This window comes from Algoriphagus sanaruensis (assembly GCF_001593605.1).
Lineage (GTDB): Bacteria > Bacteroidota > Bacteroidia > Cytophagales > Cyclobacteriaceae > Algoriphagus > Algoriphagus sanaruensis.
Map to the genome: position 1 here is coordinate 1 of NZ_CP012836.1, position 25901 is coordinate 25901.

Sequence of the window (25901 nt, forward strand, 5' to 3'; positions counted from 1 at the left end):
CCGCGCTTCCGCACTCGTTTCCCGTTTTTTATTCCCTATTCCTTCCGAACAGGGTTGCAAAGGTAAGAAGCTTTTTTCTCTCCGCAAGAGAAATTTGAAAATTATTTTTTCAACCTCTTCTTGCTTCCTGTTTCAACTCATCATACTCCACTGAAACTCTCTTAATCCCCCTCTTTTTAATCCCCTTCTTTCCGCCGTTCGCGTCGTTTGGGAGTGCAAATATCCGAGGTTTTTTCTCCAGAACAACACCCAAACCAGAAAAAATTACCCATTTCCCGTAACTACCTGAATATGATAAGAAAAAAAATTAGCCAAATAAAAAAGCCCTATGAAGGATATTCATAGGGCTAGAAATTATTTAAATTCTGATTATTAAAGTTTTTTCAAAACAATATTTCGCCAATAGACCTTAATACCTCCACCATCATGAATCTGAAGTAGGACTCCGCCTTTTCCTTGGCCTATTTTTTCATCGGAGAAGTTAACCATTTCCACTCCATTGACATAGGAGGTGACATTATCTCCTTCTACCACAATCTTCATTTTATTCCAATCTCCAAACTTCAAGGCTTTATCTTTTTCTGGATCGGGCTTAATCAACCAGCCTCTTCCATAGGATTCATAAATACCACCAGTATCACTTCCCGGAGGAGCTACTTCAACCTGCCATCCAGAAACTTTTGTTCCATCTACAGTGGAACGAATGAAAACACCGCTGTTTCCATTGGCCTCTTGCTTAAATTCTAGCTCAATTTCAAAATCTTGGTAATTCTCCTCAGTACCTAAATAACCATATCCTTTATCAGGGCCGCTTTCGGAAACCAACAATCCATCTTCGACATACCACTTTTCAGTACCATAAATTATCCAACCTGAAAGGTCCTTGCCGTTAAATAATTTTTCTTTTTTCTGAGCAAAAGAAACTTGTGCGATCACCATTAGTACAGCGATCAATGCTATTTTTTTCATAGGGGTCTAATTTTAATATTTTTAAACCAAACAGGATCACCATGATCTTGCAGGGCAATTAATCCTTTTCGAGCAATTTTGTAATCAGGGAAATCATTCCATTTTCCAGAATTCCTTTTAGCAGTCCAATCTTCAGAGTAGGGTATAAACTCTACCGTTTTCTTACCATTCAGCCAATAGCTTGCTCCTTCTAGTGAAAATATAATTTTGGAAGTATTCCATTCGCCAGCTTCCTTAACCACGCCTTCGAAATCAGGCTCATACATGGCATAATCTGCACCTAAGGATTGCCATTTTTCTAAAGGCTGAGCAAAACCCAATTGATCAATTACTTGGTATTCTGGTCCTGTATAATAAGGAGCTTTGTATTCTGGACCTTCTACCACATGATAAAAGACCCCGGAATTTCCTCCTGGAGAAATTTTCCAAGTAAACTCCATTTCAAATTCCTCGAATTCCATCGGACCAAAAACGATATCCCCTCCAAAGTCTTCACCCCCTGTCGCACCAAGACCTTTCATGGCTCCATCTTCAATAATCCAATTGGAGGGAGTAGTATCACCATTGAAAGCCCTCCATCCATCCATGGAAGTACCATCAAATAAAAGCATCCATCCGGCCGCCTTTTCCTCTTCAGTCAAAGAATTATCGATGATTACTGCTTCCACCACCTCCTCAGTGGAATTTTCAGTTTCTTTTGGGCTACAGGAAAATCCAATTCCTAGTACAATGGCCCAAATCAGATAGTTTTTTTTCATTATTCTAATTAAATCAATTTCATAGTTACGGGATCCCATTTGATAAACTTATCTTGGAAATAGCTGTCATTACACAATAGCGCCGGAGCTGCGGCACGGAATCCGAAAATTGGATCCTCTGCAACTGTGCCTCCTGTACGGATTGCTCTGAACCAATTTCCGAAATGATCATAATGCGCACCTTTCCAAGAACGCTCCGCCTTGTAAGACATTTCTCTTGGCGGTAGAATTTTTGCCCTTTCTTCTTCTCCAGAAGCAGCCCTCAATTTAGCTTGTTCTTGCATAAATGGATCATCGCTTTCAGCATTTGAGTTCAATTTCACCACAACTTCCTCCCACTTCACATCCATTGAACCTTTTGTTCCCACGATTCTTAAATAGGTGGTTCCTGAAGTACCGTCAACAAAATTGCATCTAAGGGAAAGATTGAATCCAGGGTGCTCAGGAGTCTCTGGATAATCAAAGCTACCTAATAAAACATCTGGAACCTCTCGTCCATCCTTCCAATATCTCAATCCTCCCAATGAAGCAATTTTACTTGGGCCTTTTGAATTGGTGATAAAATGCAAACTTGTAAAAAGGTGAACAAATAAATCTCCCGACATCCCTGTTCCATAATCAAGGTAATTTCTCCACCTGAAAAAACGTAAAGGATCCCAATCCCTTTGGGTGGTATTAGAGATGTATCGCTTCCAATCCACTGTTTTCTCATTACCATCAGTTGGAACATTGTATTGCCATGCCCCTTCTGGGGACATTCTGGCCCAAAACCCTTCTGCATAAACAATATCCCCAATCGCACCTGCAGCCAACAGTTCTCTTGCTTTTTCATTTCCCAAAGAGGAAATCCCCTGAGAACCAACCACCATAACCTTTCCAGACTTCTTCCATGCATCAATCACTTCCTGACCTTCTTTTACCGAATGCACCATTGGTTTTTCACAATACACGTGCTTACCTGCATTTAGTGCGTCGATTGAAATTTGCTTATGCCAAGAATCAGGAGTACCAATAATGACGGCGTCCACATCTGATCTTTTCAAAATTTCTTTATGATCCTTAGTCAGGAAAAGATGGTCTCCCCATTTCTTCTTGGCAGATTCCAACCTCCCATCGTACAAATCACAAACGGCGACAAGTGAAACATTGGCATGCTGTAGCGCAGTATTGGTATCTTCTGTACCCATAATACCCGCGCCAATTAACGCAAGTCGGATAGGCTTGTCAGCAGAATACTCCTCAAATCGATTGAGGTACTCCACTTGACCAGCTTTTGCATCGGCCATTAGGGCTGGAGCCAAAGCCGCCGCCCCTGTAGTCATTCCCAGTTTTTTGAGAAAGCCTCTACGGTTATTCTTCATTTGAAAGCTTCGATAAATTGTTAGAGTCGAAAAGTTAATTGAATTTTTTAAAAAAGTGCCTAGCTATAAATGTATTTTTTGCAATTAGAAATCGATTTCCTTTATGATTTCCCGCTATAATCCTTGAAAATATGCTGCAGATTGAACCAGCCTACTTCCATACCATGAAAATAACTCCCCATTTACTAATCGAATCTGCGACTCGGGCAAAATTGACTTAAAATAAAGCAGGTGATTTTCTTTAAAAGGATATGGCTCAGAACTCAAGAGGACAAAATCAGGATTTAATAGGATTACATCTTCCAAATTCAAAACAGGATATCTCGAACCCTTCGCCAAATTTTTAAATCCAGCTTTTTCTAGCATGAAATCGATAAAGGTGTCTTTGCCAGCCACCATTATTGGGTCATTCCAAATGAGATATAAACAGGTTCCCTTAAACGGAACTGGGCATTGAAATGAATCATTAATCCGCTGAATCACCCTTTCGCCTTGGTCGGAGGTATTTGTCATCTTTGCGATTTGGCGAATCATCTGAAAAGCGTCTTCCAAAGTAAATATATCACTCATCCAAACCGGATACTTTTCAGATAATTGATCCATCCCCTCTTTGTCATTTTCTTCTTTATTCCCAATGATCAAATCCGGCTGGAGAGCATCAACCACATCAAATCGATAATTCTTCGTCCCACCAACGATAGCTTTACATTTTCTTAGGTGATTGGGATGAACACAAAACTTTGTAACCCCAACAATTCTATCCTCCAAGCCTAAATCCACCAAGAGCTCTGTTTGAGAAGGCACCAAAGAAATGATCCTCTCGGGAGTTTTGGGTAGAAAAATTTTCCGTTGGAGTTGATCCTTGAATTCCATTGGCAAAAAAGTTATTGGTTATTAGTTAATGGCGAAATCGAAAATTTATCCCAACCTAATTAACTAATAACCAATCCACCATTAACTGATATATCTAAAATCAAAGCTTGGATCGAAATCCACCAAGAATGCATACATCAAATCGATGACTTGCTCGATATCCTGTTTGCTTGCCATCTCCACTGTAGTATGCATGTATTTTAATGGAAGTGAAATCAAAGCCGATGGCACCCCTTCATTGGAATAGGCAAATGCATCCGTATCTGTACCCGTGCTTCTTGAGGCAGCAGCTCGTTGAAAAGGAATCTCATGCTGTCGAGCAGTCGCAATTATCAAATCGAGCAATTTTTTATGAACCGAAGCCCCATAGGTTAAGACAGGACCTTTTCCAGCAGTTTGATCCCCACTTGTCACCTTATTATATAAAGGTGCTGTGGTATCATGGCAAACATCCGTGATGATCGCCATATTAGGTTTGATTCGGTGTGCGATCATCTCGGCGCCTCGTAGACCGATTTCCTCCTGAACTGCATTAACAACGTAGAGTCCAAATGGCAACTTTTTCCCTGCATCTTTGATCTTTTTGGCTACTTGAGCGATCATATAACCTCCAATTCGATTATCAAGTGCTCTACCTGACCAAAATTTCCCATTGAGTTCGATTAATTCATCTTGGAAAGTAATCACACATCCGACATGAATTCCCAATTCCTCCACCTCAGCTTTAGAACGAGCTCCCACATCGATAAAAATATTGTCTAAGGTTGGGGTATCTTCTTTCCCATCCTTGCGCACATGGATAGCTGGCCAACCAAAAACACCCGGTATAATGCCTTTATCGGTGTGAATATTTACCCGCATTGAAGGAGCAATCATGTGATCCGACCCTCCATTTCTACGGACATAGATATAACCGTCATCCTTGATGTAGTTAACAAACCAGCTGATTTCGTCTGCATGTGCTTCGATGACAACTTTGTAATCAGTCTCAGGATTGATTACTCCAACAGCCGTGCCGTAGTTATCGGTAAAATAGGTATCAACAAATGGTTTGATGTAATCGAGCCAAATCTGCTGACCCGAAGCCTCAAAGCCGGTGGGTGAGGCATTGTTGAGATAAGTTTTTAGAAAATGGGTTTCGTTTTCAAATTTATTCATAAGGTCAAATTTCTGAGATCGTGTTATTGGTTATTAGGTTATTGGTTTAGGGAACCTGATTTTACTTTTTTCAAATAATTAATGTACCCGTTCATAAGCTTCAGACAGTCATCATGGAGTTCTCTGAAGTCTTTCAATTTGACTCTGAGATATACCCTTCATCAAAAGCCACAATCATATGGTCTAGGCTTTCGGATAGAGATCCTCTCGAGATACGACAGAACTGGATATTTTCTTGATAGAAAAACCTTCCATATCCTTCGGCAATGTTATTGGTGATCGATCTAGAGGATTTTCGTATCTGTATTGCTAGGGCATATTTTTCCTCAGGAGGAAAATTTTTAACCACCTTTTGGACGAAAAGTCTGACTTCCCTCCCTTTTTTCCAAACTTCAAAGTCCTCAAAAGTCCTTATGCTCACGACAATCTTAGGTTTAATTAAAATTAACCAGTAACTCAATAACCAATTACTTTTTCCTTACAACGGAATATTCCCGTGCTTTTTTCTTGGCAGTTTATCTACCTTATTTTCGAGCATTTTAAAGGCTTTGATCAATTTGATTCGAGTGTCTGAAGGCACAATGACTTCATCAATAAAGCCACGATGGGCTGCCCGATAGGGATTGGCAAACTTCGCGGTGTATTCATCCACTTTCTCCTGGAGTTTGGCTTCCTGATTTTCAGCTTCAGCAATTTCTTTTTTGAAAATGATTTCCGCAGCGCCTTTTGCTCCCATTACAGCGATTTCCGCAGTAGGCCAGGCATAGTTCATATCTGCTCCGATATGTTTGGAATTCATCACGTCATAAGCACCGCCATACGCTTTTCGGGTGATCACGGTAATTCTTGGAACTGTAGCCTCTGAGAATGAATATAATAATTTCGCCCCATTAGTGATAATACCATTCCACTCTTGATCTGTCCCCGGTAAAAATCCAGGAACATCCACCAATACCAACAAAGGCACATTAAAGCTATCGCAAAAACGTACAAATCGGGCAGCTTTAATTGAGGCATGATTATCCAATACTCCCGCCATGGATTGAGGCTGATTTCCAACAATTCCAATACTACGGCCTGCAATACGAGCAAAGCCCACCACAATATTATCTGCGTAATTTTCATGAACCTCCAGGAAGGACTCCTCATCGACGATACCCCTCACCACATCACGCATGTCGTAAGGGTGATTTGGATTCTCGGGAATGATGGAATCCAAGGCTTTTCTGGACTCATCTTTCTTTAATTCATACGGATACACCGGAGCTTGATCCTCGCAGTTCTGAGGAATGTAACTCAGTAAGCGCTTAATGTGGCGTATTGCCTCCACTTCATTAGCACAAGCAAAATGAGTCACACCAGACTTGGTACTATGAGTTGATGCTCCTCCAAGTTCTTCTGCAGTGACATTTTCTTGAGTCACCGTTTTCACCACATTAGGTCCAGTCACGAACATGTAGGAGGTATTTTCTACCATCAAGATAAAGTCCGTAATCGCTGGGGAATATACCGCTCCACCTGCGCAAGGCCCCATGATGGCAGAGATTTGAGGAATGACTCCAGAGGCCAAGGTGTTACGATAAAAGATATCCGCATAGCCTCCGAGTGAATTGACACCTTCTTGAATTCGAGCGCCGCCAGAGTCATTAAGACCAATCAGAGGAGCCCCATTTTTCATAGCCAAATCCATGATCTTACAAATCTTTTCAGCATGAGTTTCAGAAAGTGAGCCTCCAAAAACCGTAAAGTCCTGAGAGAAAACGTAGACCAATCGACCATTGATTTCACCATAACCTGTAATTACTCCATCGCCGAGGTAATGCTCCTTATCCAGACCAAAGTCCTTGGCACGGTGCATCACAAACTTGTCAATTTCCTCAAATGTGCCTTCGTCTAGCAACAAATCAATTCGCTCTCTAGCGGTTAGTTTCCCTTTTTTATGCTGGGATTCAATGCGGGCTTTTCCTCCTCCAAGTTCTGCTTCAGCATTTTTCTTAGCCAATAGTTCAATTTTTTCAGCATTACTCGGAAGGGTATACAAAGGATTTTTGGGATCAGTCATATTCGGGATTTTTATTCTTCACCAAATATAGCCCCTTGGCCCAATTGGAAAATTGAAATTTGAGAAGTTTGAAAAATTGACATATCAAAAGGTGTAATTACCTATGGTCAATTTCTTTTCATCCTGATTATTAGTACGAACCTTGAACTTTTCAAAAACTTTCTATATTCGCCCATCCAAAAATTTTGGCAGATTATGAGTACCAGAAAGGCTGCGGTGATCGACATGGGGACCAATACATTTCACTTGTTATTGGTAGAACTCAATGGGGTCGGTTTTAGAACAATTTATAAAGAAAAGATTCCCGTTAAACTCGGTCAGGGCGGTATTAGCCAAAATCAACTTGCGGAAGATGCCCAGAAACGGGCTTTTCATACACTCAAACATTTCAAAAACCTGATTGATGGTGAAGGCATTGATCAGGTTTTTGCATTTGCGACCTCAGCAGTTCGAAATGCAGAAAACGGCCCTGCCTTTGTTCAGAAAGTGAAAGAGGATATCGGCATTGAAATTCATGTGATTTCTGGTGAAGAAGAAGCACAATTGATCTATGAAGGAATCAATCTTTCCGGTTCACTCAATGGACATGTCAACTTAATGATGGATATCGGAGGTGGCTCCGTGGAATTTATCATTGGAACCTCCACAGAAGTTTTTTGGAAAAGAAGCTTTGAAATTGGAGGCCAGCGACTGCTCGATGCTTTTCATTACCATGATCCGATTTTACCTGAAGAGGTAGAAAAGCTGGAATCGTATTGTGGTGAAAAACTCCAACCGCTTTTGGAAGCAATCGAAAAATATAAGCCAACCAGCTTAGTAGGGGCATCAGGCACCTTTGATACCCTGACAGACATCTATTACGAATCTATGCTCCAATGCAAGCTCACCGGGCAGCACGTGTTTGAGTTACCGACTAGTGAATTCCAACGGATTTTCACTTTGCTGAAATCAAAAAATCGGGAGGAGCGCTTAAAAATACCGGGAATGATTGCCATGCGGGTAGACATGATTGTGGTCGCCAGCTGCTTAATTGAGTTTATCTTGAGATATGTCCCTGTCAACTCGATGATCTGCTCTCATTATTCCCTAAAAGAAGGAGCAGTTTCCAGATTGCTTACAGGAAAAGTCACCGCTTAGCCCTAGGCAGATTAAAGGGTTTATAACCAATACTACTTTAGATTCTCTCGAAGAAAAGTTCATTCTTTAACTTCAGACACTTGATTTCATAATTTCATGCAAAATTTCTCCTACGATCACCTGTACCGTTTCACCTATGACATGCTAACCAAAATCGGCTGTCCGGAGTCTGATGCCAAAATCGCCACCGAAGTATTGCTTTCGGCGGACTTGCGCGGAGTGGACAGTCATGGAGTGGCAAGACTTAGCGGCTATGTGAGATTGTGGGAAAAAGGGAGAATTAATGCCACTCCAAACGTCCGAGTAACCTATGAAACTCCTTCTACCGCCGTGGTCGATGGGGACAGTGGATTGGGTCTAGTTGTGGCTCCTTTTGCCATGAAGGTTGCTATTGAAAAAGCCAAAAATGTGGGAACTGGCTGGGTTTCGGTAAAAAACTCCAACCATTATGGCATCGCAGGCTACCATGCAATGATGGCATTGGAACATGACATGATTGGGATTTCATTGACCAATGCTAGTCCTTTGGTATCCCCAACTTTTTCCAAAGAAAGACTACTAGGCACCAACCCCATTTCCGTAGCAATTCCAGCGAATGAAGAGCCTGCATTTGTTGCCGATATGGCCACGACTACAGCTGCCAATGGGAAACTGGAAATTCTTCAGCGCAAAGGTTTGGATACTCCAACGGGCTGGGTTCAAGATCGAGATGGAAACCCTACCACTTCCGCAAACGGGGTGAAAGACGGCGGCGCCTTGCTTCCTCTTGGCGGAGATCGGGAGCACGGTTCACACAAAGGCTATGCACTCGGTGCAATCGTGGACATTTTCTCAGCGGTGCTTTCCGGGGCAAATTATGGACCTTGGGTACCTCCATTTGTGGCATTCCTTGATCCTCTTCCCAACTTGGTTGGTGAAGGAATTGGTCATTTTTTTGGTGCGATGCGTGTGGATGCGTTCCGACCTGCCGATGAATTCAAATCTCATATGGACAATTGGATTCGTCGATTCCGCTCAGCAGAACCTACTCCAGGAAACGAAAAAGTTTTAATTCCAGGAGATCCGGAGCGGGAATTGGAAGCAATTCGAAGAACGGATGGCATTCCTTTGCTTGATCCAGTTGTGAAAGATTTAACACAATTGGGTGAAAGGTTTGGGGTGAAGTTTTGATTTCAGATTTCGGATTTCAGAATTCGGATTTCTTTAGCACGAATTTTCTAACTTCAAATCATGAGCGATTCCCCGAAAAAATTCCGACTTGACCGAACTGCTTTCTAAGCCAGAAATGCCTCCAAACAGGTTAATTATGGGAAAGCCTATCAAAACACAACTTGGCAAGAGCGACTTCGGGTTTATCAAATGTTGATTAGCATTGCCTGCGAATACGATTTGGATAATCCGTCTCGAATGGACAAGACCATTTTTCAGATCAAGAAAAGAGAATAACCCTTCCTTTTTTATTTCCCTCTCAGCCAAAAGCCTCATTTTCCCTTTTTCTGCCTAGTTTAGTCTTGAATTTGCCCCAAGCCCAAACTGGAAGAAAATGAATAGAAGTTCCCTTAATATCCTAGCCCTTTTATTGGGCGTTAGCCTGTTTTCCTGTAGCCCCAAAGCTACCTTCCGCATCATCGACAAACCTATCACTTGGAATGCCGAACGAGAACAACTTTCCATCCAATACCTGAAAGACCGACACGGCTTAGAAAAAAACAACGCCACGATCGAACCGAAAATGGTGGTCGTTCATTGGACAGCTGTGCCTTCAATAGAAGTGACCTTTGACGTTTTCAATCCCTCAACTTTAGGAGGAAGAGCCGATTTGACGGGAGCTAGTAACCTAAATGTTTCCAGTCAATTTTTGATTGATAGAGACGGAACCGTATTTCGACTTTTACCCGACACCACCTTTGCACGGCACGTGATTGGCTTAAATTATTTGGCCATCGGCATCGAAAATGTCGGTAGTAACGACATGCCCCTCACCAAAGCTCAATTGGAAGCCAATGAAAAACTCATTCGGTACCTCAAGCGAAAATACCCCATCGAGTATGTCATCGGACATCATGAATATCAAAATTTCCAAGGGACTGATTTATGGAAAGAGGCAGATCCAAACTATAGAACCATCAAAACCGATCCCGGAGATAAATTCATGAATCAGCTTCGAAAAAAATTGGCAGACCTTAACCTTAAGCCAGTTCCTAAGCTTTGATTATCGGCCTCTTTATTGATCAAAATGCCATTGTCAAACCCAATTAAAATTCAACAGATGAATTCCATCCCAAGACTCTTTTGCCTTTTCCTAATCAGCATTCTTTTATTTGGGGCATGTAAGTCCAAAAAGCCAGTTGTTACCACTTCAAAAAGACCAAGTACATCAACCTCTACGATTCCCCCTAAAACCAGCGAAACACTTCCTACCAAAACACTACCTGCAGTTACGCTCAAGCCTTTAAGCTATCAAATGCCAGATATTCCTCGAGAATTTCGGGGGGTGTGGATCGCCACCGTCGCTAATATAGACTGGCCTGTTTCCCCAGATTCTCCATGGGAAGTTCAAAAAGGTGAATTCCTCAAGCTATTGGATTATTATAAAAACCTAAATTTTAACGCTGTCATTGTCCAAATCCGCACTGCAGGTGATGCTTTCTATCCGAGCAATTACGCTCCTTGGTCAAAATACCTGACCGGAAAACAGGGCAAGGCTCCTGCATCGCAAGAAAACCCACTGACTTGGATGATCAAAGAGGCACATAACCGGGGACTGGAATTTCACGCTTGGCTGAATCCCTATCGCGCTACGATGGATTTGAAAACCGAGGAACTGAGCCAGGACCATGATTTTTTCAAACACCGGGAGTGGATGCTGAAATATGGTACCAAATGGTATTACGATCCAGGACTACCCGAGGTAAAAAACCATCTTTTGGCCATCATCAAAGAAGTGGTTACCAACTACGACATCGATGCCATTCATTTTGACGACTATTTCTATCCCTACAAGGAGCCCAAACAGGATTTTCCTGATCAAAAAAGTTTTCAAAAGTACCGCAAATCAGGACAATCGATTGATGATTGGCGGAGGCAAAATGTCAACGAGCTAATCCAAGCCCTCCACTTCACAATCAAGGATTTGAAACCTTGGGTGCAGTTCGGAATCTCTCCATTTGGAGTATGGAGAAATCAGAACAAAGACCCGAAAGGATCACCTACCCAGGCGGGGCAGACCAATTACGATGACCTTTATGCAGATGTCTTGCTTTGGATGAAAAACAAATGGATCGACTACCTAATTCCTCAACTCTATTGGAGCATGGAGCATCGATTGGCTTCTCATCGTAAACTTGCCGATTGGTGGTCCAACAACAATTTTGGTATCCCTGTGTACATTGGTAATGGACCCTACAAAATCCGCGAGGACTCCGATGAGGCTTGGAAAAACCCTTCCGAGCTTAATTCCCAAGTCAACTACGCTCGAACCTTACCACAGATTCACGGAAATGCATTTTTCTCTGCCAAATCGATCTTTATCAAAAACCAGGATATTGCGCAGCGACTGAAAAATGAGGTCTATGATCGCCCTACCTTGCCTCCTTCATTTGAGCCAAAGACACCAGCGATAATTGAGATTCCCGTTGTCTTAGATGTAAAAACCTTAGCTGAAAAAACCCAAATCAACCTCGAAAAACCATTGGATCCAGCCATCCGATACGCCATGGTTCAAGGAGGAAATGACCTCAACTCCCTTCATGAAGCAATTATTCATACGGCTTGGGTAGGTGGAGCAAGAGTCCGATATTTAGAAGTACCGAGTTTGAATACCGAATATTTGGCCATACGATGGATTGATCATTATGGGCGAATTGTACAAACTCAGGTTTTTCAAACCCCAAAATCTACCCGCCCATGAAAGACATGCTCGTTCGCTTGATGGAACTCCCCGACGTCTCCGAATTAGAAAAGAGACTGTTGGAAAAAGAGAAAATCGTGTTTCGAAGAGCAATTGCTCCTGAAAAACACCTCGTCAGCGAATGGGTAATGGAGCAGTTTGGGGCATATTGGAAATCCGAAGTAGAAGTTGCTTTTTCTCGACAGCCAGTTTCTTGTTGGATCGCCCAGAGGGGAAATGATATCTTAGGCTTTGCCTGCTACGAATCCACTGCTCGCAATTTTTTCGGTCCAACAGGGACGAAAGAAACCGAGCGGGGAAAAGGCGTCGGTAAAGTCCTTTTGATAAAATCCTTGGAATCTCTTCGGGAAATGGGCTATGTCTACGCCATCATTGGGGGAGTAGGCCCAGTAGAATTTTACGAAAAAGCCGTGGGCGCAAAACTTATCGAAGGTTCCGAAGTCAGTATTTACCAGAACTTACTTAGAAAATCATGACCCAAAAACCGACCAAAAACCCATGGATTTGGGTTCCTACGCTATATCTAACCGAATCCATGCCTTATGTGGTCATTATCACGGTTTCAGTAATTATGTACAAAAACCTCGGCATCTCCAATGCTGATATCGGATTGTACACCTCCTTTTTGTATTTGCCTTGGGTTATCAAACCGATCTGGAGTCCGATTTTGGAGCTTTTTGGAAACAAAAAACAATGGTTTCTCAGCATGCAGCTGATCCTTTCACTGGTCTTTTTGGGGGTGGGAATGACTACGGGAGTAGATCAGTTTTTTACGATTACCTTGGCTTTCTTCTGGATGGGAGCCTTTGCCTCAGCGACCAACGACATCGCTTCAGATGGACTATACCTGATCGCTTTGAAACCCGATCAGCAGAGTTTTTTTGTGGGAATGCGGAGCACGTTTTATCGTGTTGGTATGATTACGGGGCAGGGATTGATTGTGGTCATTGCTGGAAATTTGGAGCAAAAGCTTAGCAATCCAGCACAAGCTTGGTCTTGGACTATGATCGGAGTGGGTGCCTTGATGCTCACCTTGACGGGCGTAAATTACCTTTCTACTCCAAAAGTCATCGAAGCAAGAGTAGCCAAAGAAGACCAACCGAGCTTTGGAAAGGTCTTTTCCACCTTTTTCACCAAAAAAAATATCGGGCTTTCCTTGGGCTTTGTCCTGCTTTATCGACTGGGGGAATCTCAGTTGGTCAAGATGGCTTCTCCGTTTTTCCTGGACTCCAGAGAAGCAGGAGGATTGGGCTTGAGTACAACTGAGGTAGGCTTTATTTATGGCACCTTGGGCGTAATTGCTTTGTTGGCTGGGGGAATTTTGGGAGGAATATTGATTTCCCGTGATGGATTGGGCAAGTGGATGATACCCATGGCTTTTGCCATCAATGCACCGAATATTGGGTATATTTTCCTGTCTTGGCTCCAACCTGAGCATGTGGTTTTTGCAACCACTGTCGTCTTTATCGAGCAACTGGGCTATGGATTTGGCTTTGCTGCCTTTATGGTTTTTCTGATTTTCTTAGCCGAAGGAATTTTCAAAACCGCCCATTATGCGCTCGCAACTGGTTTTATGGCTATGGGCATGATGCTACCCGGGATGCTGAGCGGATACATGCAGCAATGGCTGGGCTATCCAGGTTTCTTTGTTTGGGTGGTGATCGCTACGATTCCGGGATTTGTGATGGCGTATGTGGTGAAGTATCCGAGGGAATTTGGGAAAAAGAATTCTTGATTTACGAGTTACGATTTACGAGGTGGTGAAATGAGTTGACGATACTTTACCACCTTCCAACCTTACAACTATTCAATTTTCAAATGCAGAAATCCCAAAAAATCGCCCAATGCTTCTCTCCTGCGGCATTTATTCATGATACTGAAGAAAATTACCAAGCTATAGAAACGCTAATCAAAGAGCAGGAAATTGGTGGGCTGACTTTTTTCCACAGCCGTCATTCCGCCGCTGCCAACTTTGAAATGCGGGCGGAGGTTTTGGACGTTTCGGGCACTTTTGAAAAGCTAATCGGTCTCATCAACCGTTACCAAGCGATTTCCAAAATCCCACTACTCATAAGCATCGATGGGGAATATGGCTTAGCGATGCGTGTGGAAAATACTCCCCAATATCCATTTGCGATTACCCTTGGCGCTTTGAAAAAAGAGGCCGAAAAGTGGGTGGAAGAAGTCGGCTATCGCATGGGCTTGGATATGAAGCGATCCGGGATTCACCTTAACCTTGCTCCCTGTGCCGATGTCAACACTAATCCCAATAACCCGGTGATTGGCTATCGCTCGTTTGGAGATCAAGCGGAGAAAGTAGCCAAATTGGCTTTTTCGGCCTATTCTGGGATGAAAAAAGCGGGAATTGGAGCTTGTTTAAAGCATTTTCCTGGGCATGGAGACACGGCCGTGGACTCGCATTTGGGTTTACCAATTTTGCACAAAACCAAAACAGAGCTTGAAGCTGAGGAACTTCTCCCCTTTCAATACGGCATAGACCGAGGGGTGGAAATGATTATGGTCGGGCATTTGGCTGTTCCTGCCCTGACAGGTGGAAAAGACATTCCAGCCAGTATCAGCCGGGAACTGATCACGGACTTGCTCAAAGGCGAAATGGGTTTCAAAGGACTAGTGATCTCCGATGCACTGAATATGAAAGCGGTTGCCAATCTTTATCCCGAGCCCGGCGAACTCGAATGGCAGGCTTTCCATGCCGGAAGTGATATCCTGTGTTTTTCAGATTACGTGAAGGAAGGCATTGAAAAAATCGCTCAAAATACCTCAGATGAGGATGTCGATGCGGTTTTTGGAAAAGTAATGGACCTGAAAAAGCGCTTGGGTGTGATGGAGTCCATGACTATTGAAGTTCCGGCCTTTGATTGGGAAAGCCACTCAAAACTCCAAAAGGAACTCGCTGAAAACTACGTTTCGGTGATTTATGGAGAGATCAATCGGGAAGAACTCAAGGCTTTGGCAAAAGGCGGAAAGCTGGGTTATCATGAATTTCTCAACCAAAACTCAAGTAAATTTTCCCAGCAACTGGATTTACCTTTTACCTCAATAGAACAGGCAGAAAAAGTGATTTTAGCCGTCTTTGTCCCCAGTCACAAGCCCTTGAATCGCTTTGGAATGGATCAAACTGTATTGGATGAAATCCAAGAATTGGCGAAAAGCAAGCCTTGCATTTTGATCCATTTTGGAAATCCATTGGCACTTAAACATCTGGGAAAGTTGGAGGATTTTGAAGCGGTAATTTGTGGGTATCAGGGATTTGAGGAGGTGCAGAGGGTGGTGGTTAGACTTTTGGGTTACGGAGCCAAGACCCCATTTCAATTTCCATATGAGTAAAAGAATCTTAATTTCAATTTTTCTAGTTCATTTTTATTTCAATAAACTATGGCCAAATTCTTTAAAACTCCCGGAGTCTATGTAGAGGAAGTCAGTATTTTCCCTCCTTCAGTGGCACAGGTTGAAACTGCAATCCCTGCCTTTATCGGATATACTGAAAAAGCAGAAATCAACGGAAAATCACTTCTGAATCAAGCCCAAAAAGTCCATTCTCTTTTGGAATTCCAGTCTTTTTTTGGTGGTGAATTTTCGCCCAAATTCACGATTGTTCCCAGAACCAGTCAAGATCGGCAGATCTTAACAATCGGAGCCCAGGATTATGGGATCAATCTTTTGCCTTCCCAACACGCTTTTCTTTACAATGCCGTCAAAGACTTTTTTGTGCATGGTGGAGCTGCTTGCTACGTGATTTCTGTAGATATTTTTTCGGGCAAGCAGGAAGTACCGATCCAAAAAGAAAAGTTGTTGGGATATCCATCATCCAATCTCATTAACCCTGATCCTAAAGGCCTCAAAACCTTAGAAAATATCAACGAAGTAACACTTGTAGTCATTCCGGACGCAGTGGCTCTAGGGGACGAAGCGTATGAGGTTTACCGTGAAATGCTCGCACATTGTCATCATTTGGGAAACCGATTTGCCATTTTAGATATTCCTGACGGGGATCAGCCGAGAAGATCGGAAGACAACTGTGTCGAGAGATTCAGAAATGGAATTGGAGAGGATCACTTGAGCTTCGGTGCCGCCTACTATCCTTGGCTGGATCGGGTAGAAATTCCAAAATCTCTGACCTACAAAAATCTCGATCCTACCATTAATCTCAGCGAAATATTGCCGGAACCGAAAGCCAAAGAGGTACTGAACTCCGATCTAAAAAACCCAGAATATCTCCACCAGGCTCTTTGGAACATCAGCCATAGCTACCGTCAGATTCTCGATGCTATGGCGAAATTCCTTAAACCAAGCCCACCTTCAGGGGCAATTGCTGGGATTTATGCCTTGGTGGACAGCTCCAGAGGAGTATGGAAAGCACCTGCCAATGTCTCCTTAATGGGCTTCGAAAAACCCACGGTGACTATTTCCAGTGAGGAACAAGGACTTCTCAATGTCGATAGCCAATCGGGTAAATCGATCAATGCCCTTCGTCTGTTCCCTGGAAAAGGTGTACTCGTATGGGGTGCGAGAACGCTAGCTGGCAATGATCACGAATGGAGGTATATATCAGTGAAAAGAACATTTTTGATGATCGAGGAGTCCATTAAATCCAGTTTAGGTCATTTTGTCTTCGAACCGAATGATGCCAATACTTGGGCCCGAATCCGGGGGATGATAGAAAATTTTCTAACCTACCTTTGGAGGCAAGGAGCATTGACTGGTTCAAAGCCTGAACAGGCCTTTTATGTACGGGTGGGTTTGGGTCAAACTATGACCGCCCAAGATATTTTAAATGGAAAGGCAATCATCGAAATCGGAATGGCAGTGTCAAAACCTGCTGAATTCAGCATTTTACGAATTTTGCTTACCATGCAACCTCATTGAAATGTTTTAGAGACGATCACTTTTAAAAAGCGGTAATTGATTTTTCCCTCCAATAGGGAAATAACCCTTCAGCTAATATTGGGATAATGGCGAGTGTTCGGATATCCAATTAGGAATTAGCGACTTAAATCGATACTTTGATTTAGTAAACCCCTACTAAATGAAACAATTTCTACCTCTTTTAGGCTTGGCAATAGTCCTGAGCAGTTGTAATTCGACGAAACTACCAACCACGCTCGGAGATTCTTCCAACGCTAGTTCCTTTGGGTATCATCCTATTGACCCACTTCCAGCTTGGATCGAAAATAAAGAGGAAAGAAATCTGGATAATACAACCATTTTGGGTGCCATGTCAGATGAGACCATCCGATTAGCCATTGCTGAGGTGATGAATGATGGGACATTGAAATTTGGTACAATTTCAGTTGGTACGGCACATCATAGCTATGTGGTAATCCTCGATTACATTAAATACAGCACGGATTTTTTCAGAGTCGAATTTGACCAAGAAAACCCCACTGAATTCAGCGTTTTACCTCGATATGAGAAATCCAATGTGGAAAATTCCTACGATCCGATTATTCGTACGATTGAGGAAGGTGATGCAGTAGTCCCAGTTTACGTGGGCGTTGGATTGCGATTAACAGCAAGTTTTACCGCTAACAAAAATGGAGTAGATCTTGGAAATTTATTTGCAATTGGCGCCCAAGCTTCGTCAGATCAAATAACCGGAACCTTAACGGTACAAACCTTGGGAGTCAGTGGCGATAATATTTCTTCTATCATTCCAATGCCCAGCGAAATCAATCCCACCACGATCCAAAATGCAATTTTATCACTTGGGACGATCAAGGCTAAGCTTTATGATGAAAAAACAGTAATCACACCTAGGGCAGTTGGTGTTTACAACTTAATTGGTGGCTCGTCAAAAACTATAAATAAGTTTGTTTCTTCTATTCTAATGGAACGACCAAAACTTACCGTCTACTAGTCTGAACGACCAACTTTGATTTAAATGAAGAACCCTCCAGAAAATAATCCGGAGGGTTCTTTTTTACTTTTCTACCGAGAATCGATACTCGATGTTGTGGGTGTATTTCTCGCCAGGATTTAAAATCGGGCTTGGGAAATTATCGTGATTGATCGCATCAGGCCAGTTTTGAGACTCGAGGCAAAAGCCCCAATGCTTGTCATAGGTTTTTCCATCTGCTCCTGCAAAGTTTGACAGGAAGTTTCCGGTATAAAACTGCACCCCCATATTATCTGAATACATATCCATCACTCGTCCACTTTCGGCGTGGCGCACTCGAACAAAGTGCTTCATATCAGCGGTTTTTTCCATCTTCATGACCATATTATGATCAAATCCACCGGCATTGGCAGCGATCTGATCTCCTAGGATTTTTGGAGTGCGGAAGTCGAATGGTGTTCCAGTTACATCTTTTACTTCCCCAGTTGGAATCAATTCATCATCAACGGGAGTGTAGGCATCGGCCCAAAACTGAAACTCATGATCCTGAACATCCCGCTTCACTCCGCCGAGGTTGAAGTAAGTATGATTAGTCAGATTGAGAATGGTCTTTTTGTCTGTAGTGGATTCGAAGCGGATTCTTAAGGTATTATCTGCTGTCAATTCCATCCAAAGGGTAGTTTCTAGATTTCCAGGATACCCTTCTTCACCATCCACACTGAGGTAGGTCATTTTCACTCCCACCACGGAATCATTTGAGTAAGTTTCCGGTGTCCAAACCTTTTTATTGAAACCTTCCACTCCGCCATGTAGGTGATTATCCCCATTGGTTTTTGCCAGTTCGTAAGTCGTACCATCGAGCGTAAATTTTGCATCAGCGATTCGATTGGCTACACGTCCAGCTGTAGCTCCAAAGAAAGGATTAGGCTTAGTCAAATACTCCTCGACCGTATCCAAAGTCAAGGTGATATTTTCCTTGGTTCCATTTTTATCCGGAGTGATGATTTTAGTAATCAATCCCCCGTAATTGGACATTTCTACTTGCATGTTGCCATTATCGAGGAGGTAATGGAAAACGGGCTGGCCATTGTGTTCGGCCACTTGTTCTGCTTTGATCATAAAGTTGATTTCTTCTTTGATAGGTTCTTGGGTGTCTTTTTGAGAGCAGGCAAAGGCTAATGAAAGGATAGCTGCAGTGCCTAAGATAGAAGTGTATTTCATGAATTTTGAGATTGCAAAATTGGAAGATTGGAAAATTGGAAAATTAAAGAAAGTCCATTTTTGGTTTTAATGGATTGAAGCTTAAGACTACCTCGTAAATCATACTTCGTAACTCGTAAATTTTATTGCCTGAGGTATTTCTGCCTTATCAGATTAAGTTCCAGCTGGAGTTCATCGCGCTGAATAAATTTCCCCTGAATCATAATAGCCTGAGGCTTTTGCATCGTAGTCAAATCTTCTAGGGGATTTTTTTGAACCAAAACAAATTCCGCCGCAGCACCTGGTTTTAATACTCCCCATTGATCTTCCTGATTCATGTATTTGGCAGGATTTACGGTTCCAGTTTTTAGTATTTCATAATTGGACATGCCTGCTTTGGACATAGATTCGATTTCTCGATGGATAGAAAAGCCAGGAACATTAAACACTTGAGGGGAATCCGAACTCATGATCATGGGAACCCCTGCTTTGTGAAGCTCCAAGAAAAGCCATTGTCTAAACTCCAGATAGGGCTTTACCTTTGCTTCTGCTAAAACCCCATCCGCTTCCATTTTTGATTTGGTATTGTACCACTGCGTCACCAAGAGTCCCGGTAAGTAAAACATTTCAGGTTGCTGACGAAGCTCATAAGCAGGTTGATACCCAAAGTATCGCTCAAAAAGCGTCAATGTAGGGGCCATCCACGTTTTGTTTTCCAAACAAAGCTGAATCAAGCCCTGAAGTTTAGATTTGTCCACTTGTCCGACCAAGTTCATATTAAATGGACCGGAAACAGTAGGGTCTATCGTCGTCCCATCTGGCAACATAGCTTCCAAAAACCCGTCAATATGCTCCACAGACCGATAGCCACGAGTCACTGAAGTCACTAATCCAACGTCCAAAGACACATGGCCTCCATAGAAAATCCCCTGCTTTTTTGCCTCATCCGCAATGGCCAAAAACTTTGGAGTATCCAGTCCGGGATGCAACTTGAGATGATCATATCCTACTTCTTTTTGAGCTCTAACCATCGCACGTCCAGCCTCGGGATCAGCCACTGAGGTTCCATTGAGTGATGGCCCAGAGACAAAGGTCCTTGGTCCCAATAATTCTCCCTTCATCACTCGATCACGAAGTGCCAAATGCGATTCATGGCCCAACATACTTCTAATCCGTAAAACCCCATTCGCTAAATAAAGCATCATCACTTCTTCTTGAAACTCGGGGCCAAATTGCTCTGGATTAGGAAGGTGACCATGAAATTCTGCCAAACCTGGAAAAACATACATTCCTCGTCCATCTAAAGTTCGAACACCAGCCACCGATATTTCATCTTCTGGAGCGATCTCCATAATCACCCCATCCTTTACATAGATCGAGTGGTCCTCTAAGACCTGATCATCTAGCATCGTGATGACATTCAGATGATTGATGACAAGTTCTTGGGAAAAAGCAGGCGCGAAAGAATTACCTAAAAAAAGGAGAAATAACAGAATAGTTATTCGTCTCATAGTTAGAAGGGTTAGGTTGGGAAACTTAAGTTCGGCCTTTCCCTTGTGTAAACCAATCCGGTGGTGGATTTTTTTGAAATCACCCCAGAGGCGCAGAGCCCGCCGTGGATTATAGAAAATAGGGAAAAAATAATCTGGGAAGTCCTGTGACTTTTTCGTTGAATATCGGCGGGAAACTAAAACAAAAAAGAGGCTGAATCGCTCCAGCCCCTCGTATATCGTAATTCGAAAATCTTAAATCCATTGGGTGTGGTAAAACTTCCCGCTTGGATCGTCTTTGCGCTGATAAGTATGTGCTCCGAAATAATCTCGTTGTGCTTGAATCACGGATGCTGAAGATTCAGCGGTGATTCTACCTAACAAATAATTGATTCCAGCACTCATCACTGGCAAGGCAAACCCATGGGTTAATCCCAGTCCGACTAGTTCAGCTAGGTCTTTCCGACCAGAAATCACTTGTTCCTTGACTCCCGGCATTTCAAAGAAAGAGCTTGAATCGGAATAATTAGCGGAAATATTTTCCATTAATCCTGATCGGATAATACAGCCATTGGTCCAGATTCGAGAAATCTCATTGAAGTTCAATTTCCAATCTTTCGTATCTGAAACAGTCTTCATCAATCGGAATCCAACCTCATGGTTTATGATTCGTGCTAAAGCGTAGGCCGACTTTATTTTAGGCAACCATGACTCCAGAGATCCATCTACCTTTTGAAATTCGTGATGGAAAGTTTTAGAGAATGCCACTCGCTGCGCTTTTTCTCCAGAAACTCCCCGAGCATTTACTGATTCCGCCAAAGGACTGTATGGGATGCCGTACTCTAATGCAGTTGTCAAAGACCAAGCCCCCGTTCCTTTTTGGCCGGCTTGGTCGAGGATTTTATCAAGTAGCAATTCCCCAATTTCCTTATATAAAAGTAAATCTGCAGTTATTTCAAGCAAGAAGGACTTCAATTCTCCTTGACCCCATTCCGAGAAGATCCCAGATACCTGATCTGCTGAACAGCCAAATCCAAAGCGTAATACATGAACCAACTCTGCCAAAACCTGCATTTCGCCATACTCGATGGAGTTATGCACCATTTTGATAAAATGACCAGAGCCTCCTGGACCCACGTACGTAACGCATGGCTTTCCATCTTTGTCTTTGGCAGAAATCCTTCCCAAAAAATCCTCCACCATGGCATAGCCTTCGGCGTTTCCTCCTGGCATAATCGAAGGCCCTTTACGGGCTCCCTCTTCGCCACCTGACACACCCATCGGTAAAAAGTGCATTCCCACTTCTTTGAGTCGATCTACTCTTCGCTCGGAATCCTTGTAAAAGGAGTTACCTCCATCAATCACCAAATCATCTTTTTCCAAAATCGGAAGCAATGCGTCTAATTGTGCATCGATAGCTGCGCCTGCCGGAATCATCATTAGAATTCGACGGGGCTTTTCAAGCGAATCCACAAACTGCTGCAAATCTTCAAAAGCCAGCATATTGGAAAATTCAGGGTGCTCGTCAAGCACTTTTTGAGCAATTCCTTCTTCTTTTCCGGCAACAAATCGGTTGTAAAGTGATACGGGAACGCCCTTTTCGGCGAGATTCAGCGCCAGGCTTTTCCCCATGACGCCCATCCCGATGACACCCATTTTCATGTTCATAGGTTGAGATTTTAAATAGTGAAGGGAAGCTTCCAGCAAATCTTCCGGAGTCCCAGTAATATCAAGTAAAAGACCCGAGTCTGGTTTTTCCCAAACAGCCATTTGAGAATCCAGCATTCCTGCCTTCATGTAGTGATTTTTTCTAGCAAGCATCCGCTCCCAGATTAAGTCTCGATCACCAGTTAGGTGAATCCATCGGAGATTAGAGGTCACGGAGAGCTTTTCCCTGTAGGTATTTTTTAAGGCTGAGCAGGCCAATACTGCACCACCTTTTTGCTCAGAAGACAAAAGCTGATCGGCTAAAGCCTGAAGCCAGGGCTGACGGTCTTCGTCATTCAGCGGATGTCCGGCACTCATTTTCGCAATGTTTTCTTCTGGATGAAAATGATCTGCATCGAAAAAAGGGAGCTTTAGTCTTTCGGATAAAAGCGTTCCAAGGGTAGTTTTCCCCGTTCCCGATACACCAGTGACGATTACAAGCATGGCGCGAAGTTAATTCATTTGACGTCAACGACACATAATAAAAATGATATTGTAATTAGTCGACCTAGCCCAGTCCACAGAAATTAAAAAATCTCAGTCTAGGGTGGATCGTCAACTGTCGTCCGTGGGCTGTGGACTAAATTTAGAATCTTTTAATTTTTTCAAATTTTCAATCCTTACCTTTGCCGCTTCAATTCTACCAATCATGATTTCAGTCGATAATGTGACCGTGATGCACGGCGGCACTCCGCTCTTTAGCAATATCACCTTCAACATCAACGAGAACGATAAAATTGCCCTTATGGGCAAAAATGGAGCAGGTAAATCCACCTTGCTCAAAATAATCGCAGGAGAAAATAAGCCTACTTCCGGCGCAGTTTCGGCTCCGAAGGGTTATGTGGTGGCCTATTTGCCTCAGCATTTGCTCACTGCCGATGATTGCTCTGTGATGGAGGAAACAGCCAAAGCATTTGCTTCCTATTTGGGAATGAAAGAAGAAATCGAGCGAATCAATGAGGAATTGACCGTAAGGACTGATTATGAGTCGGAGGAATATTACAAACTGATTGAAAAAGTCTCTGAACTCAGTGAAAAATTCTACGCGATTGAGGAGATCAATTATGAAGCTGAGGTCGAAAAAGTGCTTTTGGGTCTGGGCTTTGTCCGTGAGGATTTCCAGCGCTCAACTTCTGAGTTTTCTGGTGGATGGCGGATGCGAATTGAATTGGCCAAAATCCTATTACAAAAGCCAGACTTGATCCTTTTGGACGAACCTACCAACCACTTGGATATCGAATCCATCCAATGGCTGGAGGAATTTTTGATGACGAAAGCCAAAGCGGTAGTCGTAATTTCCCACGACCGGGCTTTTGTAGACAACATCACTACCCGAACCATTGAGGTGACGATGGGTAGAATCTACGACTACAAAGCCAAATACAGCCATTACTTGGAATTGCGAAAAGAGCGTAGAGAGCAACAGCAAAAGCATTACGAAGAGCAACAAAAATTCATCGCCGAGACGACTCAATTTATTGAACGTTTTAAAGGCACCTATTCGAAGACGCTCCAGGTTCAATCTCGAGTTAAGATGTTGGAAAAACTGGAGCTTGTGGAGGTGGATGAGGTAGATACTTCGGCCTTGAAACTCCGCTTCCCCCCTTCGCCTAGATCTGGAAAATATCCCGTGATCGTGGAGGAAATGAGTAAAAATTATGGTGATCATGTGGTGTTTAAAAATGCTTCCATGACCATCGAACAAGGGCAAAAAGTGGCTTTTGTCGGAAAAAATGGGGAAGGTAAATCTACCATGATCAAAGCCATTATGGGCGAGATTGACTTCCAAGGAAAATGCGAATTGGGCCACAACGCCATGATAGGTTACTTCGCTCAGAATCAAGCTTCGTTGCTAGACGAATCGATCAGCATTTTCGAAACCATTGACAACATTGCTGTCGGAGAAATCCGGACCAAAATCAAGGATATTTTGGGAGCGTTTATGTTTAAAGGCGATGACATTAATAAGAAGGTCAAAGTACTTTCAGGTGGGGAAAAAACGCGCCTAGCTATGATCAAACTTTTACTTGAGCCAGTTAACCTGCTGATTCTCGACGAACCGACCAACCACTTGGACATGAAAACCAAAGACATCATTAAGGATGCCCTCAAAGCTTTTGATGGAACTTTGATCGTGGTTTCTCACGATCGGGACTTCTTGGATGGACTGGTGACCAAAGTTTTTGAATTCGGAAATAAACGCGTGAAAGAACATTTCGAGGATATCAATGGATTCCTTAGAAATAAGAAGCTAGAAAATCTTCGGGAAGTGGAGCGAAAATAATCAGTAAGCAGTCGCAGCTGTCAGAAAAAAGTAAATCCGAGGCGAAAGCTTCGGATTTTTTTTTGCACCAGATTTCAAATTAATTGTAATAGACATTATTCCTCAAAAGGAAACCTTACAAGCTTTTCTTCCTTGCTCGATTGATAAATCGCCCGAATAAGTTCGAGTGACTTTCTAGACTTTGGCCCATCGACTTCAGGCCGATTTCCGGCTTCTATTGATTGGAGAAAATCCATCCATTGTTTGGCATGAAGTTCGAAACCGATGGCATTTGGATCCGAAGAACCTGATGCAATTTTGTTTTCAGTAGCCGAAAGAGAGCTTTGAACTCCTCGAATATTCCAGGAAATCAATTTTCCTCCCTCTAAAATAGCACTCCCCTCTGTCCCATAAATCTCCAAACGTTCTGGATATCCGGGATAAAGGGAAGTTCCTGCCGTAATCGTCCCCAAGGCACCAGATTTGAAATTCACCAAGACAGCTCCCAAATCCTCTCCTTCAATCGGGTAAAGGGTAGTTTTAACTTTCCCAAAAACAGACTTTACCTCCCCCATCGCTTCCAAAAGCAAATCCAGGGTATGAATTGCTTGATTGATTAATGCACCTCCACCATCATATGCCAAGGTTCCTTTCCACTGACTGGAAGTATAATAAGCAGCATCACGAAACCAGTTGATGGCTGCATTTCCCATGAGTAAACGGCCAAAAGCCCCTGTTTGAATCGCTTCTTTTAACCGTATAAAATCTGGAGAAAACCGGTTTTGGAAAACAACTCCCAAGTTGACTTGGTGTCTTTCTGCGGCCTTAATTAATTGATCAGCTCGGTCAAGTGTTACTTCGATTGGCTTTTCGACAAACACATGTTTACCAGCTTGAATAGCCGCAAGCGCAGGTTCCAAATGCATCCCACTCGGAGTGCAAATACACACCACATCAAGATCTGGAATCTCCACAAACTGATCCCAATCGCTCAGTATCGGAACGGAAAATGAAGATTGAGCCTTAATCACGCTTGCAGGATTCGGATTATAAAGTCCTACCAACTCGGCATTGGCCAAAGACTCAATCGCCTGGGCATGCTTGAGAGCAATAGCACCAGTCCCGACAATCCCTATTTTATGTGATTTCCTCATGC

The 25901-nt window shown here is 42.9% G+C and carries 21 protein-coding genes; 10 read left to right on the forward strand and 11 right to left on the reverse strand.

Translation table 11 applies throughout. The features are described 5' to 3' along the window. Positions 1-372: 372 nt before the first annotated feature. From AO498_RS00005 to AO498_RS00035, 7 genes are all read right to left on the reverse strand, one after another. On the reverse strand, positions 373-969 hold the full coding sequence (locus AO498_RS00005) for a 3-keto-disaccharide hydrolase (protein ID WP_067541945.1): 597 nt from the start codon (positions 967-969) through the stop codon (positions 373-375). Beyond that, positions 966-1727 (reverse strand): 3-keto-disaccharide hydrolase, encoded by a 762-nt coding sequence (locus AO498_RS00010; RefSeq protein WP_067550141.1) that lies wholly within the window; start codon positions 1725-1727, stop codon positions 966-968. The genes AO498_RS00005 and AO498_RS00010 overlap by 4 nt, the downstream gene beginning before the upstream one ends. A gap of 8 nt (positions 1728-1735) precedes the next feature. Beyond that, positions 1736-3088: a Gfo/Idh/MocA family protein gene (locus tag AO498_RS00015; RefSeq protein ID WP_067541948.1), complete on the reverse strand. Its 1353-nt coding sequence runs from the start codon at positions 3086-3088 to the stop codon at positions 1736-1738. Positions 3089-3202: 114 nt separating this feature from the next. Beyond that, entirely contained in the window at positions 3203-3961 is a 759-nt protein-coding gene (locus tag AO498_RS00020) for an ABC transporter substrate-binding protein (RefSeq protein WP_067541953.1), read from the reverse strand. Positions 3962-4042: 81 nt separating this feature from the next. Then, positions 4043-5119, reverse strand: a complete 1077-nt coding sequence (locus tag AO498_RS00025) for a M42 family metallopeptidase (protein ID WP_067541956.1) — start codon at positions 5117-5119, stop codon at positions 4043-4045. Positions 5120-5252: 133 nt separating this feature from the next. After that, positions 5253-5540 carry a four helix bundle protein gene (locus AO498_RS00030; RefSeq protein WP_236778619.1) on the reverse strand — a complete coding sequence of 96 codons (288 nt, stop codon included), beginning with the start codon at positions 5538-5540 and terminating at the stop codon, positions 5253-5255. Between the two features lie 57 nt (positions 5541-5597). Then, entirely contained in the window at positions 5598-7181 is a 1584-nt protein-coding gene (locus AO498_RS00035; RefSeq protein WP_067541959.1) for an acyl-CoA carboxylase subunit beta, read from the reverse strand. A 195-nt stretch (positions 7182-7376) separates the two neighbouring features. On the opposite strand from AO498_RS00035, the gene AO498_RS00040 reads away from it, so the two are divergent. From AO498_RS00040 to AO498_RS00085, 9 genes are all read left to right on the forward strand, one after another. Then, complete coding sequence (locus AO498_RS00040) at positions 7377-8318, forward strand: Ppx/GppA phosphatase family protein (RefSeq protein ID WP_067541962.1); 942 nt, start codon at positions 7377-7379, stop codon at positions 8316-8318. Between the two features lie 96 nt (positions 8319-8414). Further along, the gene (locus AO498_RS00045) at positions 8415-9488 is read left to right on the forward strand and encodes an Ldh family oxidoreductase (protein WP_067541965.1); all 1074 of its coding nucleotides are present in this window, start codon (positions 8415-8417) and stop codon (positions 9486-9488) included. Positions 9489-9861: 373 nt separating this feature from the next. Then, positions 9862-10530 carry an N-acetylmuramoyl-L-alanine amidase gene (locus tag AO498_RS00055; protein WP_067541970.1) on the forward strand — a complete coding sequence of 223 codons (669 nt, stop codon included), beginning with the start codon at positions 9862-9864 and terminating at the stop codon, positions 10528-10530. Between the two features lie 57 nt (positions 10531-10587). Beyond that, entirely contained in the window at positions 10588-12228 is a 1641-nt protein-coding gene (locus AO498_RS00060; RefSeq protein WP_192842563.1) for a glycoside hydrolase family 10-like protein, read from the forward strand. Continuing rightward, positions 12225-12704: a GNAT family N-acetyltransferase gene (locus AO498_RS00065; RefSeq protein WP_067541973.1), complete on the forward strand. Its 480-nt coding sequence runs from the start codon at positions 12225-12227 to the stop codon at positions 12702-12704. Before AO498_RS00060 ends, AO498_RS00065 begins: the two co-directional genes overlap by 4 nt. Beyond that, entirely contained in the window at positions 12701-13963 is a 1263-nt protein-coding gene (locus AO498_RS00070) for an MFS transporter (RefSeq protein ID WP_067541976.1), read from the forward strand. The genes AO498_RS00065 and AO498_RS00070 overlap by 4 nt, the downstream gene beginning before the upstream one ends. Before the next feature lie 83 nt (positions 13964-14046). Then, the gene (locus AO498_RS00075; RefSeq protein ID WP_067541978.1) at positions 14047-15576 is read left to right on the forward strand and encodes a glycoside hydrolase family 3 protein; all 1530 of its coding nucleotides are present in this window, start codon (positions 14047-14049) and stop codon (positions 15574-15576) included. 48 nt (positions 15577-15624) lie between these two features. Next, on the forward strand, positions 15625-17115 hold the full coding sequence (locus AO498_RS00080) for a phage tail sheath family protein (protein WP_067541981.1): 1491 nt from the start codon (positions 15625-15627) through the stop codon (positions 17113-17115). Between the two features lie 160 nt (positions 17116-17275). Further along, positions 17276-18106, forward strand: coding sequence for a hypothetical protein (locus AO498_RS00085; protein WP_067541984.1), 831 nt, complete (start codon positions 17276-17278; stop codon positions 18104-18106). Positions 18107-18169: 63 nt separating this feature from the next. Here AO498_RS00085 and AO498_RS00090 read toward each other — a convergent pair whose 3' ends face one another. The 3 genes from AO498_RS00090 to gndA form a co-directional block, all read right to left on the reverse strand. Beyond that, entirely contained in the window at positions 18170-19306 is a 1137-nt protein-coding gene (locus AO498_RS00090) for an aldose epimerase family protein (protein ID WP_067541986.1), read from the reverse strand. Between the two features lie 122 nt (positions 19307-19428). After that, positions 19429-20796, reverse strand: a complete 1368-nt coding sequence (locus tag AO498_RS00095) for an amidohydrolase family protein (RefSeq protein ID WP_067541989.1) — start codon at positions 20794-20796, stop codon at positions 19429-19431. Positions 20797-21030: 234 nt separating this feature from the next. Continuing rightward, positions 21031-22926 carry an NADP-dependent phosphogluconate dehydrogenase gene (gndA, locus tag AO498_RS00100; protein WP_067541992.1) on the reverse strand — a complete coding sequence of 632 codons (1896 nt, stop codon included), beginning with the start codon at positions 22924-22926 and terminating at the stop codon, positions 21031-21033. 205 nt (positions 22927-23131) lie between these two features. Here gndA and AO498_RS00105 point away from each other — a divergent pair, with 205 nt between their 5' ends. Next, complete coding sequence (locus AO498_RS00105) at positions 23132-24766, forward strand: ABC-F family ATP-binding cassette domain-containing protein (RefSeq protein ID WP_067541995.1); 1635 nt, start codon at positions 23132-23134, stop codon at positions 24764-24766. A gap of 95 nt (positions 24767-24861) precedes the next feature. On the opposite strand, the gene AO498_RS00110 is transcribed toward AO498_RS00105, so the two are convergent. Continuing rightward, a complete protein-coding gene (locus tag AO498_RS00110) occupies positions 24862-25899 on the reverse strand; it encodes a Gfo/Idh/MocA family protein (protein ID WP_067541998.1) in 1038 nt (345 codons plus the stop codon). Between the last annotated feature and the right edge of the window lie 2 nt (positions 25900-25901).